Source organism: Dactylosporangium salmoneum (assembly GCF_039532525.1).
Lineage (GTDB): Bacteria > Actinomycetota > Actinomycetes > Mycobacteriales > Micromonosporaceae > Dactylosporangium > Dactylosporangium salmoneum.
The window spans coordinates 1-17,583 of the sequence record NZ_BAAARV010000019.1; the positions used below are offsets into that span (position 1 = coordinate 1).

The 17,583-nt window shown below is 70.1% G+C and carries 19 protein-coding genes; 1 reads left to right on the top strand and 18 read right to left on the bottom strand.

Annotated features, from left to right (window positions below):
• Nucleotides 1-330, top strand: a 330-nt coding sequence (locus ABD352_RS10465; RefSeq protein ID WP_344612075.1) for a transposase, incomplete at its 5' end; no start/stop codon positions are given.
• 231 nt (nucleotides 331-561) lie between these two features.
• Here the strand turns inward: ABD352_RS10465 and ABD352_RS10470 are convergent.
• The 18 genes from ABD352_RS10470 to ABD352_RS10555 form a co-directional block, all read right to left on the bottom strand.
• Nucleotides 562-1,233 carry a hypothetical protein gene (locus tag ABD352_RS10470; RefSeq protein ID WP_344612076.1) on the bottom strand — a complete coding sequence of 224 codons (672 nt, stop codon included), beginning with the start codon at nucleotides 1,231-1,233 and terminating at the stop codon, nucleotides 562-564.
• A 210-nt stretch (nucleotides 1,234-1,443) separates the two neighbouring features.
• Nucleotides 1,444-1,911 carry a PTS sugar transporter subunit IIA gene (locus tag ABD352_RS10475; RefSeq protein WP_344612077.1) on the bottom strand — a complete coding sequence of 156 codons (468 nt, stop codon included), beginning with the start codon at nucleotides 1,909-1,911 and terminating at the stop codon, nucleotides 1,444-1,446.
• On the bottom strand, nucleotides 1,908-2,210 hold the full coding sequence (locus ABD352_RS10480) for a PTS transporter subunit EIIB (RefSeq protein WP_344612078.1): 303 nt from the start codon (nucleotides 2,208-2,210) through the stop codon (nucleotides 1,908-1,910). Before ABD352_RS10480 ends, ABD352_RS10475 begins: the two co-directional genes overlap by 4 nt.
• Entirely contained in the window at nucleotides 2,207-2,602 is a 396-nt protein-coding gene (locus ABD352_RS10485; RefSeq protein WP_344612079.1) for a hypothetical protein, read from the bottom strand. Before ABD352_RS10485 ends, ABD352_RS10480 begins: the two co-directional genes overlap by 4 nt.
• Nucleotides 2,599-3,228, bottom strand: coding sequence for an AAA family ATPase (locus ABD352_RS10490; protein WP_344612080.1), 630 nt, complete (start codon nucleotides 3,226-3,228; stop codon nucleotides 2,599-2,601). The genes ABD352_RS10485 and ABD352_RS10490 overlap by 4 nt, the downstream gene beginning before the upstream one ends.
• On the bottom strand, nucleotides 3,225-5,324 hold the full coding sequence (locus ABD352_RS10495) for a glycosyltransferase (RefSeq protein ID WP_344612081.1): 2,100 nt from the start codon (nucleotides 5,322-5,324) through the stop codon (nucleotides 3,225-3,227). The genes ABD352_RS10490 and ABD352_RS10495 overlap by 4 nt, the downstream gene beginning before the upstream one ends.
• 25 nt (nucleotides 5,325-5,349) lie before the next feature.
• Nucleotides 5,350-6,969, bottom strand: a complete 1,620-nt coding sequence (locus ABD352_RS10500; protein WP_344612082.1) for a carbamoyltransferase family protein — start codon at nucleotides 6,967-6,969, stop codon at nucleotides 5,350-5,352.
• 23 nt (nucleotides 6,970-6,992) lie between these two features.
• Nucleotides 6,993-8,120, bottom strand: a complete 1,128-nt coding sequence (locus ABD352_RS10505; RefSeq protein ID WP_344612083.1) for a glycosyltransferase family 2 protein — start codon at nucleotides 8,118-8,120, stop codon at nucleotides 6,993-6,995.
• A complete protein-coding gene (locus tag ABD352_RS10510; RefSeq protein ID WP_344612084.1) occupies nucleotides 8,117-8,926 on the bottom strand; it encodes an SAM-dependent methyltransferase in 810 nt (269 codons plus the stop codon). Before ABD352_RS10510 ends, ABD352_RS10505 begins: the two co-directional genes overlap by 4 nt.
• Nucleotides 8,927-9,044: 118 nt before the next feature.
• Nucleotides 9,045-11,363: a hypothetical protein gene (locus ABD352_RS10515; protein ID WP_344612085.1), complete on the bottom strand. Its 2,319-nt coding sequence runs from the start codon at nucleotides 11,361-11,363 to the stop codon at nucleotides 9,045-9,047.
• Nucleotides 11,363-12,124: a tetratricopeptide repeat protein gene (locus ABD352_RS10520; RefSeq protein WP_344612086.1), complete on the bottom strand. Its 762-nt coding sequence runs from the start codon at nucleotides 12,122-12,124 to the stop codon at nucleotides 11,363-11,365. Before ABD352_RS10520 ends, ABD352_RS10515 begins: the two co-directional genes overlap by 1 nt.
• Entirely contained in the window at nucleotides 12,121-12,933 is an 813-nt protein-coding gene (locus ABD352_RS10525) for a hypothetical protein (RefSeq protein ID WP_344612087.1), read from the bottom strand. The genes ABD352_RS10520 and ABD352_RS10525 overlap by 4 nt, the downstream gene beginning before the upstream one ends.
• A 125-nt stretch (nucleotides 12,934-13,058) precedes the next feature.
• Complete coding sequence (locus ABD352_RS10530; RefSeq protein WP_344612088.1) at nucleotides 13,059-13,196, bottom strand: hypothetical protein; 138 nt, start codon at nucleotides 13,194-13,196, stop codon at nucleotides 13,059-13,061.
• Entirely contained in the window at nucleotides 13,193-13,930 is a 738-nt protein-coding gene (locus tag ABD352_RS10535; protein WP_344612089.1) for a hypothetical protein, read from the bottom strand. The genes ABD352_RS10530 and ABD352_RS10535 overlap by 4 nt, the downstream gene beginning before the upstream one ends.
• A 480-nt stretch (nucleotides 13,931-14,410) precedes the next feature.
• A complete protein-coding gene (locus tag ABD352_RS10540) occupies nucleotides 14,411-14,701 on the bottom strand; it encodes a hypothetical protein (RefSeq protein WP_344612090.1) in 291 nt (96 codons plus the stop codon).
• Between the two features lie 130 nt (nucleotides 14,702-14,831).
• The gene (locus ABD352_RS10545) at nucleotides 14,832-15,479 is read right to left on the bottom strand and encodes a hypothetical protein (RefSeq protein WP_344612091.1); all 648 of its coding nucleotides are present in this window, start codon (nucleotides 15,477-15,479) and stop codon (nucleotides 14,832-14,834) included.
• On the bottom strand, nucleotides 15,473-16,711 hold the full coding sequence (locus ABD352_RS10550; protein WP_344612092.1) for an aminotransferase class V-fold PLP-dependent enzyme: 1,239 nt from the start codon (nucleotides 16,709-16,711) through the stop codon (nucleotides 15,473-15,475). Before ABD352_RS10550 ends, ABD352_RS10545 begins: the two co-directional genes overlap by 7 nt.
• A complete protein-coding gene (locus ABD352_RS10555; RefSeq protein ID WP_344612093.1) occupies nucleotides 16,702-17,394 on the bottom strand; it encodes a hypothetical protein in 693 nt (230 codons plus the stop codon). The genes ABD352_RS10550 and ABD352_RS10555 overlap by 10 nt, the downstream gene beginning before the upstream one ends.
• Nucleotides 17,395-17,583: the final 189 nt, after the last annotated feature.

A 17,583-nucleotide genomic window follows, 5' to 3' on the forward strand; every position in this document is an offset into this window, starting at 1 on the left:
CGCCCGGCCGGGCACCGCATCACCCGCGACCCCGACGGCAGCCTGCCCGAACGGTGGCTGATCGCCGAATGGCCCGACGACCAGCCAGAACCCGTCACCTACTGGCTGTCCAGCCAACCCACCGACACCACCCCCACCGACCTGATCCGCACCGCCAAAATCCGCTGGCGGATCGAACACGACTACCGCGAACTCAAAACCGGCCTCGGCCTCGACCACTTCGAAGGCCGCTCCTTCACCGGCTGGCACCGCCACGTCACCCTCGTCACCGCCGCGCACCTATTCATCACCACGCTGCGACTCGACCCAAAAGCGGATGCGCCGGCCTGACCCTCTACAAAGTCATCCACGAGCTGCAACTCCTGCTCGCAACCTGGACCGGCGCATGCCCCACCTGCCACCAAACCGTGAAACCGCTACACCGCAACAGACATCGACAAACCTAACAAAGCACTACTAGGACAAGAGAGCCTTCATGTGCCTGGCCACCATCGACATCGCCACCATCAAAATCTGGCTACGCGACCTCACCGCAGATCCACGGGACACGCCCTCAGTACCTCACCAAAGGCTGCCGGTGGTGCGGATGGTGTCGAGCTCGACCCAGACGGCGTAGCTCGCCGCCAGCAGCGCGACGGCCGCCCCGGCGAACGTCCACCAGCGGGACGGGCCGGGGCCGCGGCCGAGCAGGGTGGCGGTCAGTGCGGCGGCGAGCAGGATCTCGGCGGCCCCCTCGACGAGCCAGGTCCAGCCGGCGCCGAGGGTGTGCGTGGCAGCGACCGCGCCCTGTCCGGCCAGCAGGGCGAACGCGCAGCCCGCGGCAAGCGCCGCGACATTGGGGCGGGCCCGGCGGATGGCCTGGCCGAGCAGTCCCAGCACCGTCCCGCCAGCGACCGAGGCGGCGGCCCAGAAGGCGGTCGCCGTCAGTACCGACACCAAACTCGACATATCGGGGAAGGCATCGCCGTCGGTGACGGCATCCCGCCAGCGGTGGCCGTCGACGAGGATGATGCCGTAGTAGACCAGTGTGGCGACGGTGAGGACGGTGACCGCGGCGCCGATCGCGCTGCGGCGGTCCCGGGCCGCGAAGCCGAAGGCCAGGCCGGCCGCGCCCCAGGCGAACATGCTGCTCGACAGCAGCAGCATCACGGCGGCGAGCAGGCCCTGGCAGAAGTCGGCGGCGTAGGCGAGGCCGCCCAGGACCACACCTCCCGAAGCCGCCCGCCACCACACGGAAGGTGATGATACGCAACGGATTTCCGTGCTCGGGGTGTTTCTGGATCAGCGCGAGCCGCCGCCAGGACCCGGCGCAGGCCGCGTTGATCCACGAGACACCCCATAGCGCGGCACGCTCAGCTGCCGTTACCTCCTCGCCGGCACGGCCGATGTTGAGGGCGACGACCGCCGTGATGTGCTCGCAGCGTTGATGCTGTTCTCGGTTGTTCAGGAGCCGCCGGTTTGCCAGGCAAAGAGGTGGCTGCCTGCGCTAATGTCGCCCTGATACGCACCGAGCAGCGCTTTCGTTATGGCCTCAAGTGCCACGATAGGGCACGCGTTGTGCAGGGCCGGGTCGGTTCGTGACGGCAGCCACCTGAGGATCGGCTCGGTGGCGGACACCTGCTGGCCGACCTGGGCGAGGGCCTGTGCCGCGGGCTGCCGTCCGCTGTGCGCGTCGACTCCCAGGTGAACCAGGACCGCCCGGTCGTCCTGCCCCACCACGACGAACGCGTGAGGCGTGAGTATCCGCAGCACGCCGCTGATCGGCGCGGAGACTGTCTGGTCCAGCAGACTGGGTAGGATCGCCCGGCCCGGCCCGACGAGTTCCTGCGCGAATACGGGATCTGGTACATCAGACAAGGGCAGGACAGCGCCTGCCAGCGGGGCCAGCACGGCCAGGGTCCGGGTGATCATGGAGTGTCGTCGGCTGCGGCGGCGGCGATCAGTTGCGCCATGGCGGTGGCGAGCGGGGTGACCGCTGCGGGTCCGACCACGATCTGGAGCGTCTCCCGCCGTAGTACGCCGAGCACGGCGGGGTGGCTTCGAAGTCTCGTGTCGTCGAGCAGCCGCAGATCGGCCAGTGCAATGCGCAGGCGGGTGACGCAATGCTCGAGGGAGGTGATGTTGGCCGGCCCGCCGAGTGCACCGACGATCGCCTCGGCGGCGGCCACGTGTTTCGGTGTGACGTCGTCGATGCTGGGTCGCAGGTTCATCGGGCACCCCATAGGTAGCGTTCGATGTCGATGGACGTGTATTCGATGTGTGTCGTGTTGTCCCAGTAGGCTTTGGCGACCTCGTGCGCGAGGAGGGATCGCAGCCGAAGGTGGTTGTCGAGCCAGGTTCCTGGCTGTCGGACGCTCGCCCATGCGTCCGGGTCGGCTGCCTCGAATGCATGCAGAGCCTGATCGAGCCTTGTGCGCCACTGATGTAGCGTGCTGGCGGAAATGTTCAGCGCATCGCTGTTTTCGTCCGCGAGTAGGACGGTCCGGATTTCGTCGATCAGCTCAGCGATGCCCTCGTGGGCGCGTGAGCCGGCTGGTGCTGCTGGCAGGGTGGCGAGCTGGCGGAGAAGCCGTCGGGTCGTGGGTGCCTGCCCGTGCGTCATCGGCCCTCCCGTGCTTCCGGTGCGAGAACGGCTGTCAGCTTGCTGGCGTGGGCGCGTGGGAGCAGTGCGGCAAGCTGGGGCCAGCCCAGGTCGTCGTCAGCCTCGATCGAGATCAGTTCGGGATGAGGTGTGATCCAGGCGTCCAGGCCGGTCAGGAAGTCGTGATAGGCGGCGAGGAACGACCGATCGAACCAGAGTGCGTGCCGAGGGTCGGTGGCGTACCGGGCTCGGCGGGCGATAGAGCGTTCCGGATCGACGAGAAAGACCAACGTGCAGACATTGGTGCGGGGTATGAGCAGGCCCATTGTGTGGCACAGGGTCAGAGCGTCGTCGAACGCACGGTGAGGGCTGCGGCCGGTCTGTGCGAGCGCGTATCGGTAGGTCAGTACCCCGATGTGGCAGCGGTCGGAAGCGACCACCAGGCCGGGCTGTGCGGTGACGAGCTGTCCGGCGGTCGCGATCCGGTCGGCGGCCTCGTTGAGAAGGTCTCTGGTGATCTCCAGGTCGTCGCTGTGGTCTGCTGGTTGCGCTTCGGGGAAGATCTTGACCCGGCCGGGCGCTGCGTCATGCAGTCGGCGCAGCAGCGTGGTTTTTCCAGCGCCGGGCATGCCGTCGAGGGCGATCATGGGAGATGTTGCGGGTCGTGTTCGAGCGCGTCCAGCACGGGCGCGACGAGGGCGAGGATCTGGCTGGTCAGGGGGGCGTCGATCTCCGGGGCCCATTGCAGGACCCAGCGGAAGTACAGGGCGGTGTGGAAGAGCAGGTGCCCTGAGTCGATTTCGGCGGCGTCGGAGCGCAGCCGTGCTTGTTCGGACTGGTACCCGGCCAGGATGACGTTGATGTCACGGCCGTCGATGAGGCAGTTCTGCACGTAGAGGTTGGTGATGTCCTCGTAGACGCACCCTACGCCGCAGCCTTCGAAGTCGATCACCCCTGGGTCGTGCCCGGGTGCGATGAGCGTGTTGCGTGCCGAGAAGTCGCCGTGCACGAATCCCTGCCGGCATTGCGCGAGTTGCTGGTGTTTCGTCTCGTCAAGCACGGTGGCGAGGCGGGTGCTCAGCGCGGGGGTGTCTGCTGGTAGCGGGCGGATGTTGCGCAGAAAGGTGGGGAGCTCGGATAGCTCCTCCGCGCCGGTGGTGTGCAGGCGGGCTGCCATCGCTCCGAGCAGGCTGGTCTCGTCGCGGTCACTGGGATCGGACGGCGGCGTGCCTGGCAGTTTGCTCATCGCCACCCAGGACAAGGCGCCCGGCACGTCGTTGTGGCCGAGCACGGATGGCGTGACCAAGCCCGGCCGCCGGCCGCCGAGCGCCAGTCCGGCCAGTTCCCGGCGGGCTCGTTCCGCAGGGCGGTGCGTGTAGATCTTGAGGACGGTTTCGGAGCTGAAGAACACGATGGAACGGCCGCCGTACCCGGGGATCGCTTCGCCGTCGAAGGCGACGCCGAGGGCGGATTCGGCCGCCTGACGGGCGCATTCGATCTCGTTTGCCAGTCGGGCGAGGACAGGATGCCGTGTCACTGCGCTGGCGTGGTCGTGCATACGGGGTTCCTCCCGGGAAAGCCATTCGAGCAGCCAGTATGGCTGGCGGTCGGCGAGGTGACGGGCGTCGGCCGACACGTGTGGCGTGCTGTTCGGTCGTGAGCTGTCCTGGGCGGTCTTGCGGTAGACGTGCGCGGCATGGGCTGCCAGCGCTGGCCATGAGAACCGATTGAGGGCGAGCCGACGGCCGGCATCGCCGAGTCGCTTTCGCATGGCCTTGTCGTGGAGCAGTTGCGTGACCAGGTCCGGGAAGTCGGCCATCGCGTCGGCTGCGGAGACCAGCGCGAAGGTCTGCGGGTCGGGGATGCCCGCGAAGGCTTCTCTGGTGCCGACCACGGGCAGGCCGGCCGCCATGTACGCCAGCACTTTCAGCTTCATCCCGCCGCCGGAGTCCAACGGCGCTACGCCCACAGCGGCGGTGCGAAGAGCTGCCTGGAGGTCGACCACCGGGCCGTGCAGCCGGATACCGGGGAGGCTGAGATGGCGCAGCGTGCGTGGATAGCGGCCGTACACGTCGATCCAGCCGCCAACCGTCGCCAGCCTCTCGCGCAACCGGTCGTGCAGAAACGCTACGGCCCGGACATTCGGCTCGTAGAAGAGGTTGCCGACAAACGCCACGGCCGCCGCCGGCCGATCGGCGCGCGGGACGGCCCTTCTCCGATCACGGCTCACGCCACACGGCACGACGAACACGGCGGTAGCGCCGAAGCCGCGAGCCGCAGCCTCGTCGCGCCCGGTAAAGGTGACCACCGCGTCGGCGAGGGTCGCCGCCGCGGTTTGCAGCGTGGCCGCCCGCCGCACCTCGGGGCCGCTGCCGCCGATGGTTCGTGCCAGTTCGGCTTCGTTGTCGTGCATTTCGTAGATCAAGGCGCTGCGGGTCGCGTCGGCGAGGGCTCTGCCGTACCGGACGGTCAGTTCGGTGTTCGACATGACCACAACGTGCGGGGCGAGCTCGCTGACGATCGTCGTGAGCTGGTCACCATTGCCATACATGACGTCGAAGTCCAGGTAGCGCACCGGGAAGGGCCAGTCGTTGGCAGGCCGGGATCGGGGGTTCAGGTCACACAGCAGTAGCGTGACGTCCACCCCGTGGTCAGGCAGGTTCCTGTTCAGTTCCAGGGTACGGGCGGCAGCACCCGTGAGTGGCAGCGAGTGCAGGAACCCGGCGGTGTCGAACAGGACCACGGCCCGTATGTATTCCCGATGGCCGTCATGCACCGGTCTTCTCCACGACGTAGTTGCCGATCACGAGCGCATCGAGATCGGTGTGACAGAACGTGGCCAGCGCGTCAGCCGGGCTCTCGACGATCGGCTCGGTGTCATTGAAGGACGTGTTGAGCACCACGGGCACCCCAGTGACCTCACCGAACCTGCTGATCAGCCGATGGAAGGCCGGATGCACGTCGGGGTCGACGGTCTGCACCCGGGCGCTGCCGTCAACGTGGGTAACCGCCGCCAACTGGTCGCGTACGCTGTCTCGCACCTTCGGCGCGAAGAGCATGTACGGACTTTCGCCTTCCAGCTCGAACCACACTTTGGCGTCCGCAGCAGTGACCGCGGGCGCGAAGGGACGGAACCATTCGCGATGCTTGATGCGACTGTTGAGCTGATCGCGGACGTCGACGCGGCGTGGATCGGCGAGAATGCTGCGGGAGCCGAGCGCTCTGGCGCCGAGCTCGCTGCCACCTTCAAACCAGCCGATGATCCTTCCTTCGCTGATCATGTCCGCCGCCACGGTGGAGGGATCGGATTCCCATCGATAGGTGAAAGCGGGCATCGGATACCGGTGCGCCCGTCCAGCCCGCGGATGGCGGCGCAGCGCGAGATGGATCTCCTCGCTGGTGTACGTGCGGCCGAAGGAATCGCGGCCCACCCGCGGCATCTTCGGCACACGGCCGGTGAGCTGGTGCATGCCGAACAGGGCGTTGCCCAGAGCCTGCCCACGGTCCGAAGCCGCCGGCGGAACGAACAGCTGCGCGCCTGTCCGCTGGCGGATCACCTCGTTGGCCACGCAATTCATCGCTACGCCACCAGCGAAGCAGACCCGCCGCTGCTGGTATGTCCACATGAGCGTGCTGACCAGCTCGACCAGTGCCTCTTCGGTCTCGTGCTGCACCCACGCGGCCAGGTCCCGACCCCGGGGGCCATGCCAGTCACCGGGGTCGCCGAGGTCTAGGCCACTGGCTCTGGCGAAGTCCAGCAGGCCCCGGTCGTGGGTGCGGGTGAGGCGGCCTTCGACCTCGAGTCCATGCATGCCGAACAAGGATGCGCCGATGGTCGAGGCATCGCCGAAGGATGCCAGGGCCATCGTCTTGCCTGACTCCTGTCCGTCGAAGCCCAGCCAGTTGGTGACGGCCTCGTAGACGGCGCCAACGCCACCGGCCCGGGGGCGGTCTGCACGGTTGCCGCCGACGCGCGTTAGCACTGCGGGACCGGCAACGAAGTAGCTTTCAGTTTGATGGTCATTTCCTGAGCCGTCGGCGATCATCACCAGGGCGTCATCGAAGCCCGACAGGCAGAACGCGCTGTAGGCGTGGGAGAGATGGTGATCGACGCTGACGATCCTGCTTGGCTTGACGCCATAGCGGTCAAGCCCTCCGGTGAACCCTGCTGGCAGCCGAGGGCCCACACAGCTGAACACGAAGATGTCCACGTTGGCGAGGTCCAGGTCGGCGCTGTCGAGGCAGTAGGCCAGCGAAGCGTGCCAGCCGTCGCTGTAGCGCTTCCGGTTGAGCCGTTCTTCGGCGATCGCCACGATGGCATCGCCGCGTATGACGGCGCATCCGCCGTCATGTCCGAGGTTGAGACCAACCGCGACAGGGTCAGCCATGCTGATCAGCTTCCTTTCCGGGCTCATCTTGGGGGTTGCGCGACGGCCTGGGTCGCTCGAACGCCTCGCTGATGCGTGCGCAGCTTCGCGGCGAGACGGGCACCGCAATATCCGGCGAGGCGAGCCAGGTGAGTCAGCCGGGTGAGGTGATGGCGCTCGGTGATCACATCCCGTAGCCGGTAGCTGTCGACGATGTAGCGGGCCGGGACGTTCCTGCGCAGCTGCGCGACCGACACGCCGTGCCAGAACGCCCGGCTGAGCAGCGCTCGCAGCCGAAGGTCATCGGCTGTGACTGTCCGGTGCACGACCGCGGCGGGAACGAGAAGCACCCGCTGGCCGGCCATCTGCGCCCGGATGACCAATTCGAGATCCTCGCAGCTGCGATGGCGGCGGCCGACGGCCCCGAGGTTCTCGTCGAACATCGGCGGCGGGCTGGTGCGCCGGAAGCCCATGTTGCATCCGACGATCCAATACGGGGGTGTGAGCTCCTGCGTGTGTTCTGGCCAGACGGGAGGCACGAACCATTGGCGAAGCTGCGAGCGCAGCGCCGCTTCCATCGGAAGCCGAGGTATCGCCGGGCCGCCCGCCACCGCAGCCGCCTGGTCGATGAGCGCGGTGGCCAGCTCCCTCACCCAGCTGCTGCCGGGCCGGGAATCCGGATCGGTGATCAGCACGCATGCGCCCCTCGCACGCCTGATCCCGGCATTGCGTGCACGGCTCACACCCGCAACGGGCTCATGCACCAACTGCCAGGCGAATCCAGCGGCGGCGAACACGGTCGGCTCCACCACGGCCGACGGATGGTTGTCGACCACGATCAACTCAAAGAGGCCGGTTCCCAGGTCCTGGCGGCTGAGCGCAGCGAGCAGCCCCGCCAGATCCCGGGCATTTCCGCGTACCGCGACGACGACGCTGGCCACCAGTCCTGCCTCGTCGACCCTCGCGCCGTCCAGCGCTCCGAGGAGGTCGTCGCGGCTGCGCGGGGTCGACGGGATCAGCGTCGGCGAGCGGTCCACATCGGCGGGGGCGCTGTGCAGGTGTCGCCGGTCGCTGCGGTCGTCCGCGTCGAGGGCACCGGCCGCGACGTTGGGCACCGCGACGGTGACCTCGGTGTGGTTGTTCTTTCCTGGCGGCGCGGGAGATGGGGTCACGGCAGCCTGGCCACGAAGACGTCGAAGGCGGTTTCCGCCGGTGTTGATCGTGTTTCCTGGTTGTCGGTGGGGTGCCAGTCGACGACTGATACGACGCCGGGTTCGATCAGCTGCATGCCGTCGGCGAAGCGGGTGATTTCGGGGCGGGTGCGGGCACGGAAGGTGCCGTGGCCGGCGGCCGGGTCGGCAAGTTTGGTCAGCCGTGCGCGGGCGACGTCCGGGAGCGGGTCGAACGTGACGTGGGACATGGCGAGGTAGCTGCCGGGCGGGAGCGCGGCAACCAGGTCGGCCACCGCCTGGTGGGGGTGGTCGTGGTCGTCGATGAAGTGCAGGACGGCGAAGAGGAGGACCGCGACCGGCTTGGTGAGGTCGAGGGTGCTGTGCAGCGCCTCGCTGCGCAGGATCGAGGCTGGGTCACGCAGGTCGGCTTCGACGTAGACAGTGAGACCGGGGGGCTTCGGGGTGAGCAGGGCGCGGGCGTGGGCCATGACGACGGGGTTGTTGTCGACGTAGACGACCCTCATGTCCGGGTCGACCTGTTGGGCGATCTCGTGGACGTTGGGTGCGGTGGGCAGGCCGGTGCCGATGTCGAGGAACTGCCGGATCCCGGCTTCACTGGCGAGGTACCGGACCACCCGGTGCAGGCAGCGGCGGTTCTCGGCAACGGCGGTTCGGATCGCGGGGAACGCTGTGCGGAGCTGCTCGCCGGACTGACGGTCGGCGGCGAAATTGTCTTTGCCACCGAGCAGGTAGTCGTAGCGGCGGGCGGCGTCCGCCACGGTGGTGTCGAGCGGTTCGCGCATCATGCGGCGACTCCTGCGGCCGTGTCGGGTGTGCGCTGCCCGCGACCGCCTGGCAGGCGATGTGCCGCGGCAGTGGTGGGCAGGCCGGTCCGGGGGCGGGCGAGGGCGGGGGCGGGCGGGGTCATGAGGGGACCACCCCCGGCAGGGCAGCGATGTCGAGGTGGGTGGGGACCAGCGTCGCGGCGGATTCGGGGGCGATGTCGTCGTGGTCGCGCTCGCCGTGGCACGGATCGTCGCGGTGGAAGGCGGCGCGGTGGCGGTGACTGCGCCAGATGAACCGCCGGCATTCCTGCTGCCAGCGTCGCTCCCGCTGCTCGACGCCGGGTTCGGCACCGCTGTCGTAGCTCTCGATGCTCTGTTTGAGCACGGCGAACGCTTCGTCGTGGTGGTGGCAGTCGCCGAGTAGGTGCACGAGGTTCATCCCGGCGAGCAGGCCGGTGAGCCGCTGCTCGGGATCGGTGGGATCAAGGTGGTAGCGGGTGGCGGTCCAGGCTTCGGTGGCGTGCTGGCGGGCGTTGTCGCAGTGCCCGGCGGTGTGCAGGGCGGTGGCGAGGTCGAGCCGGGCGCCGAGGGCGGCGAGGGTGTCACCGCGGCTGTGGTAATGCTGCCAGACCTCGTGTGCGGTTGCGATCGCCTCCGTGTGGGCACCGTGCCCGGTCGCGGCCCCCGCGAAGAGCGTGCCGAGGTCGGCCCAGCCGGTGCCACGGTCGGGGTCGAGGGCGTCGGCGGCGCGGCGGGCGTAGCGGCCCCACGGCAGCACGGACTCATCCCGCTCGCCCTGCGCCCGTTCGACGGCGTTGACGAGGTGGCAGACCGCGATTTCGGCCAACGGCCGCGACGCCGGGCTCGTCTCGGGATCCAAGGCGGCGAGGTGCCGGCGGACCGCTTGCGCCGCGTCGGCGACACGGTGCTCCTCGTACAGTTTCATGATGTGGCGTAGGGCCCGTTGATGCGGGACGTCCGCCGCTGTGGCCAGGTTCTTCGCACACGTCTGCTCGGCGCATACCTGGTCGGGGTGGAACGTGCGGGTGTGTTCGAACATGGACAGGCGCGACTCCTCGAACGTGTCGAGCCAGTGGTCCACGACGTCGTGTTGGTCGTTGAAGTAGGGCCCGTCGAATGACCCGCCGAGGCCGCGGGCCTCCTGGTGGCGGTGGCAGCCGTCGAACATCGCGGCCACGATGAGGAAGTACGTGACGGCCGTGATGTCGCGGTCGGTGCGGACCGTGTCGTAGGCGGTGAGGGCGGCGGCTGCTTCGGCAAGCGCGTCAGTGCAGCAGCCGGCGCGGTGCAGCCGCTGGGCCAGTCGCAGGCGGACGGCGACCAGGTCGCTGATGCCGGCGTGGCCGGTGAGCGCGGCGAGGGCGGCGCGGCAGGTGTCGATCCCGGCCTGGTGGTTGCGGTGCCGGTCGGTGACGGTGAGAGCGACGACGGTCGCGGCGGTGATGTCGTCGACGCCCGCGGTGGGCAGGGCGAGGCTGGCTCGGTGGGTGTAGGAGGCCCATGCGGCAGCGTCTGCTGCCGTCTGCTGGTCGGCGTCGGGGAACATCACGAAGCGGGTCGCGAGCCGGATCAGTGCGACGTCCGGCGGTGCCGTGTCGGGGTCGTGGCTGGACAGCATCGCGCCGTAGAGGCGGGCACCCACCGCGCCGTCGAGGGCGAGGGGGCAGTCCGGCTGGTCACACGATTCGTCGGCGTGGTGCTGCGCGGTGTGCGTTCGGAAGGCCGGTGCCAGCGTGTTGAGCAGCTTCTGGATGTCGGGTTCGAACACGACGTCCGCGATGGCGGCCAGGCTGGCGGGATGGCGGCCGAGGCGGGCCGCGAGCGTGGCGGCGGTGTCGTGGCGGTGGCACGACTCCAGCCCCATGAAGTTCCCGACGACGGCGCTGATGTCGTCGGTCGTGGCCGCCCAGTCAGCGCCGGAGATGGGTTCGAGCGCGGCGATGCCTTCGTCGGCGGCCTCAGCGCAGCGGCCGATCAGGTGGAGTTCCGAGGCCAGGTACAGGTGCCGGCGCTGAGCCCCGGCGGTGTCGCCCCGCGACACGGCGACCTGTATCGACTCGCGCCGCGCCGCGATGCCTTCCTCGGACTGCCCGGCCCGCAGCAGCGCGTGGGTGAGCGTGTCCGCGCCGACTTGCAGCACGTCCAGATCAGGGCCGTCAGCGTGCAGTTGCTGGGCGGCGGTATACGCCCAGCGGGCCCACGCCAGCGGGTCCGGGACAGCGGCCGGGTCGGCGCCGACCGCCTGGACGTACCAGCCGACAGCGTCGACGAGGTCCTCGTGCGGTGCGGCGGTCCGCGGGTGCTCGTGCCGCAGGTAAGTTTTCACCATCAGCGCCGCGGCCTCGGCGGCGTGGCCGTCGCCGAGTAGCTGCTCGGCGCGGTTGAGGGCGCGGCGGCCGGTCAGCCGTAGCCGCACCGGACGGCGGAAGCGGCTCATCAGCGCAGCCCCTCCCGCCCGGACGCGTCGGCTGCCGCCGTGTCCCGGCGGCGGGCACAGACCGGTCGATGGTGGATGATCGTGGCGGGCACCGTGGCGATGAACGCGTCGTAGCCGGCTTTGATCGGATCGTCGCTACTGGGCAGTGCGAACTGCGCCTGGCTGCGCAGCGCCTTGGCCTCGTCGAACTGGTGGCAGGCGATGAGCATGCTGGTGAACTGCAACATGATCCACCGCGACTCGGGGCTGGCCGGGTCGTAGCGGCCGGTCCAGTCCTGCCATGCGGCCTGCGCCTGCCGCATCGCGTCGTCGCAGCGCCCGGCCGCGTGGAACTGCTCGGCCAGTTCCATCCGCTGGATCAGGTGCGCGTCGATGTTGCCGCGGTCGAGGAGCAGCTGAATCAGGTCCTGGCGTACCCGGTTGGCCTCGTCGAACCGGCCACGCACGTACAGCACGCTGGCCAGGTTCTCCATCGCCGCGATCGTGGTGACATGGTCCGGGCCGCAACGGACCCGCGCCGCCCGGCACGCGTACCCGGCCCAGGCCACATCATCGGGCACGAGGTCCGCGACCGGATCGACGAGACGCGAATACAGCATCGCCGCCTCGATGATCAGGCCGTCCGGCAGCGCAGTGGCCGGATCGAGCCTGCCGAGGACCTCGGCGAGGAGCGAGGTGGCCACGTCGGCGGAATCTTCCTCGGCGATCAGCGCGGCAAGGCGGACGGTGTCGTGCCAGGCGGGACGGTCGAGGGTCGTCATGCGCTGTCACCACCCGGACGGGCCACCGTGCCGCGGGTTGTGGCGGTCCGGCCCGGTTCCGGCGGCGCGGCCGGGCAGTCCGGCAGGTGGGCAGCGAGCCTGACGGGCCGTCGGGAGGGCCGTGCCTGCGCCTCGGCGTCTGGCGCCAGGCCGGTCACGCCGTCATGCGCCGTCGAACTGTCGCAGGTTGCCGCTGCGGGCGCATCTGGTTCGGCGATGATCAGCGCATACAGGTCGTCATCGACCCAGCCGAAGAACTGCCCGGTCACGCAGCCGGGACAGGCATCGGGCTGATCCAGCCAGGCACAGGCGACATTAGCGGTCAGCGTGAGGCCCACCCCGCGGCCATTGCCGGCGTAGACGGCGGCAGTGAGGTCGGCCTGCTGGATGGCGCACGGCCACGGCGTCCCGCACGTGGCGCAGCACCAGCCTGGCCGCCGAGGCTGATGCGCCGCCATCAACCACGCGTAGCTCGGATCGGTACGGGAGATCGGCAGCACCAGCACCGTCGACGGCACCACGCAGTCCGCGCCTGCCGGAGACTGCCGGACACCCACCAGGTCCGAGGCCAGGGCCAGGGTGACGTGACCGGCGGTGACCCGCACCGAGACGGCGGCGCTAGCGCCAGGCAGCACCGCGCGGAGCGCCGCGGCGACCCGGCCATCGCCGATCGCATCAGCGACCGCCCAGGCAAGGTCCCGTTCGTCGGGAACCTGGCCTCCCGCGGGCGGCGGATCGCCGATCGGGATCGCGCACTGCATCGTCACCGAGATAGCCGCGACCATGGCGGGGACGGCTGGGACGGTCATGGCGGGCTCCGTTCGTGCAGTTCGGTCGGATCGCGGTCGTGCTCCGGTTCGCGTGCTGGGCTGACGGGCTCTCCCCATCGCGACGACCGATCCGTCCGCGCCGCGACGGCTGGTGATAAACGGCATCAGCGATCACCTCCCGCGAAGCTGCCGCCGGCCGTAACCTGCGGCAGCAGCACGAGATTGCGGTCGGTGAGCGTGCCGCGGTCCGCGGCGAGCAGACCGGCCAATCCATGGGCGTCGTGCAGGCGAGCGCCGGTCACACCGGTTCTGGACAGGACCTGTTGTGCTGTTGCGGCGTGGCCGGCCCCAACCGGCTCGATCCGGTTCGCGGCAGCCCGCGCGCCGAGGTAGGGGGCGAGCGCTGATGCCGGCCACAGCTCACTTCACCGTCGGACATGCCGACAGCGACCAGCTCAGTAGGCCAGCCCAGCAGACGCAACGCCGCATCGACGGCGACACACGTGCCCGGGTCGAACGGCATCCACATCACCAGCGGCGGCGCGGACAGTCCGCTGAAGACATCGACCAGATCCGCGGCCAAGGCATACAGGCCGTGGTTGCCCCACGGGCCGGGCACGTTGCCGTCGACACCACCGAGCTGCGCGGCGCGTTGCTTGCTGACCCGCACGGCGTCGGCATAGCTGCCGTCGACGAGTTCAGCTGCGGCCGGGAACCCGGGCAGCGACTCGTGCGGTTCCCGGCAGCCGGCACCGTTGTGCGTGGTCGCCGCGGCAGGCTGCAGGACGGTCGGCTCGATTTCGTTGAGCCGGGCGATCGCGCTCAGGGCGCCGCCGTAGACGTGACACAGTTCGCATGCTCCGCAGACCGCGAAGACCAGCCGCGCGCCGTGCTCACGTTTGGCGCGCTGGACCGTGTTGGTTGCCAGCACGGCAGCGAACGGGTCAGCAAATGGCACCGTCAACACACAGCTGCCCTCCGGTGTCCCGGGGAGCAGCCGCGGCCGGGGCGACGGCAATGGTCGGTCGAGAAACATGTCGGCTCCGTGCGGCGCAATGCGGATGTCGGGGCTGTACTGGATGTGCGTGTTGGCTCGCGTCGGCAGGGTGCGGGGGTAGCCCCGGGCGTCCGGAGGCTGCAGGCTCGGAGCCACCCCGCGCCGGCAGCGGGCCGAGCCCTCGGCAGTGCAGGTGCACCGCCCGGCACGTCGACGCCCGGCCTCCAGACACCGCACGGCCCACCATTGGTGGCGCCGCAAACCGGCAGCTGCGTGTCAGCTCGGCTGTCCCGGCCTGATCGGCTACGGCGGCACGGCAGGCGTTCGCAGGCCCGGCACATCAGGTTGGGGCGGGGACGGCCGCGCGGGCACCGTTTCCCCGCGGCCGTCCCGGCGAGCGCGCCGCAGCACCACCCACAGGCCGCAGCGCGTTGGAGAGGCCGGCGCGTGCAGTATCGACTCCGCGCACCGGCGGTGCAGTCCATGGGCCGCGAGCACCGGTCGCGGACGACAGGTGGTTCATCGCGGCTCCTGCGGCTGCCCTGACGACTGCCCAGCGGCGTCTGACGCCGACGCGGGGGTACGCCGCCAATACCGCACGGTGCGGCCGGGCCGGATGACGCGCTCGGCGACGCCGTCATTGGCGAGCTGGTTGAGGATCGGCCACAGACGGGCACTGTGCTCGTAGACGGACAGGCGCAGCGCGGTGCGCAGGTCGCTGGTCGACACCGGCTCCTGACCCGAGCCTGGGAGCAGATCCAGCACCGCGGCCCGCAATCGACGCAACTGCTCGCTGCTGCCGGTGCTCATCGCAGCCATCCCGGCTGGACCGGCCGCCAAGCCGGCACATACGACTGCCTGTCGAAGGGAGCCGTACGTCCCTGGCAGCGGTCGATGGCACCGGCCGCAGTGGCGGCCGAAACGTCGTTGCGCGGCGCACTCATGCGCGGCCAATCAGGGCTGGCAGATGCGGGGCCGCCGCAGGCCCGTCGGCCGTGCGCGGAAACGTCAGCTGCAACACCGCCTCGCCGGCAACCGACGCCTGCATCAACCATCCGGCCTCCAGCAGCACAGCCACATGGCGCCCAAACCCGACCGGGTGCATGCGTGCGGCCAAGGCATAGCGGCGGATGCTGCCGCGGTCGGCGAGCGCAGAGCCGTGCAGGCCGTGACGAACCTCGAACCACGGTGCGGGGCGGCCGGTTGGCGGCCTGCTCGGGTACGCGGCGATGCCAAGCTGACGCGCGGCCTGGCCGAATCGGGCACCGTGCTGCTGCCAGATGCTGGAGCACCAGGCGACCCGGTATCCGGCCGGGTGTAGCTCCGGGTCGGGGTATCCAGCGAGGGTCAGCCAGGCCGGCGGGACGGCTGTTGCGAGGTCGGCGTCGTCGAGGACGGCCCGGCAGTCCGGCCCGTGTCCGCGGCCTAGCGGCCAGCCGATCCAGCGGCCGTCATTGCCTGGCGCGGCGCCGATGTGGACGAGTTGCCCGGCGCGCAGCACATACAGGGTGGTGCAGGCCGCTGCCGCGGGTGTGCGCAAGGTCGGGATGTGCTGCAGCAGCCGCAGCGGGGTGTGCAGGGTCAGCATGCGATCGCGTCCTCGAGGTCGGATGCCACGGCCGGTGGCCGGCCGAGGGGGTGGCCGCCGTGGTCGCGGCGGTCGGTGAGGTATTCGGCGGCGAAGCGTTCGTATCTGGTGAAGGGTTTGCCGGGCATGCAGATGACGTGGCCCCAGCCGTCCTGGACCGGCAGCGGCCAGCGGGCGCGGAGCCGGTCGGACGGGGCGGGGAAGACGACGGTGAAGGCGTCCTGGTGCCGCCACGCCGGGACGTCCGCCGCCGTGAGCAGCTCCACCAAGGCCACCGCGTACGACCGGCAGGTCTCGGCCCGGGACCGCAGCCCGTCGGTGCCGAAGCCGCGCAGCGCGGCGAGCATCAGCACCGGGGTGTGGCCGGAGCGGGACCCGGCCGGGGTCAGGTCCGGCGCGCCGGTGTAGGTGGGCGTGAGGTCCGGCGGGGCGCAGCGGTCGGTGCGGAGCACGATCGCCCCGCACGGTGTCGGCACCCCGAGAAACTTGTGGCCGGAGATGTTGATGCTGTCGGCGCCGTCAGCGATGTCGAATCCGGGCCGGCTGGCCGGGTCGAGCATGGCCAGCGGGATCCCGGCCAGGGCGGCGTCGGCGTGGACCCAGCGAGACCGGGCAGGGACGCCGGCGGCGTCGAGCGCCGTGTGGATCGCCGGGACATCGTCGACAGCCTCAAGCATGGTGGTGCCGATCGTGGCCACCACCAGCACCGCCATCCCCCGGCGCCGCTGCTGCACCAGTTCGGTCAGTGCGGTGGTGTCCATCGTCCCGTCGGCGTGGGCCGGGACATGTTGTAGCGGCAGGCACAGCTCCTCCGCGAGCTTCGCCACGCAGGTGTGCGCGGCGGTGGAGGCGTAGACGATCAGCCGGCGCCGGAACCGGGTGCGGGCCGTCAGCATCGCGGCCCGCACCGCCTCGGTACTCCCCGAGGTGACGAACCCGGTCACCGCCTCCGCCGGGCAGCGGAACATCGCCCCGAGCTCGCGGATGAACTGCTGCTCCAGATCCAAGCTGTGGCCGGAGAAGCCACTGGTCGGGGTGAACGGGTGCCCGACGTTGTTGAGCGTGACATCGAACAGGCGCAGCAGCATCGACGCGTCGAAGTCGACGGCGTTGGGATAGCCGATGTCGAACGCTGCCCCGTCCAGCCAGCGCCGGTGCAGGTCCCGCACCCCGGCCAGGGTCAGCGGCCCATCCGCGGTCACGGCGAGCGGCCCGCCGGTGGTCACCGCCATGCCCGCCACCCCCAGTAGACGGTGCGGGCCAGCTCGCCCAGGAAGTGCCAGCTGTAGGCGGTCGGGTCGGTGGGCCAGATCCGGTTCAACGCCGGGGTGGACTCCCACGGCAGCGCCGGTGGTTGCCGGTCCGGGTGCAGCGACATGCTGGCCTGCCGTTCGATGCGGTGATACTGCCGGGCCGCATGGCGGATGATCCGCAGCCGGCCACCGTCGGTGAACTGGGCCAGGACCTCGGACGGCACGTCATCACCGAACCGGGCACGTCCCTGTGCCCGGTTCCACGGCCCGTACTCGCTGGTGTCCAATGTCGACAACGCCACCCCGACGAACGCGGGCCGGCGTCGCCAGTCTTCGTCGGTCCACTGCTCGTCGGGCTGGTTGGTCAGCGCCGCCCGCACATCGAACGGCACGTCGTGCTGGCGCCAGCCGCGGTGCACGATTCCCGCCATCTCCTGCAGCACCGCCGCCGCGTCAGCGACCCGGTCGCTCTGATGCCACGTGCGGGCATCCGCCCGCAACGCGAACCGCAACAGGCCCTGCTCCGTGTACGGCACCGCGAACAGCAGCACCACCAGCGTCGGCGCGACCGGCTTGCTGTAGCGCAGCTGCCACGCCGCCTCCGCGTGGTTCACGGTGATCTCGGTCAGCCGGTGCACCACCGCCCACCGCAACCGCGTCACCCCCGCCCGCTCCGCCGGGTCGATCTCCGAATCCGGACGGCGGCGAACCTCCCCACCGAGCTCCGGCGACGGCGGCACCAGTTCATACGGGCGGCGCGGCCACGGCATCCCCAGCCGCGGCGACCTCTCCGGGAACGGCTCGGACTGGGCAGCCCGAAGCACACCGGGCCCTGCCGAGCCAGTCCCGTC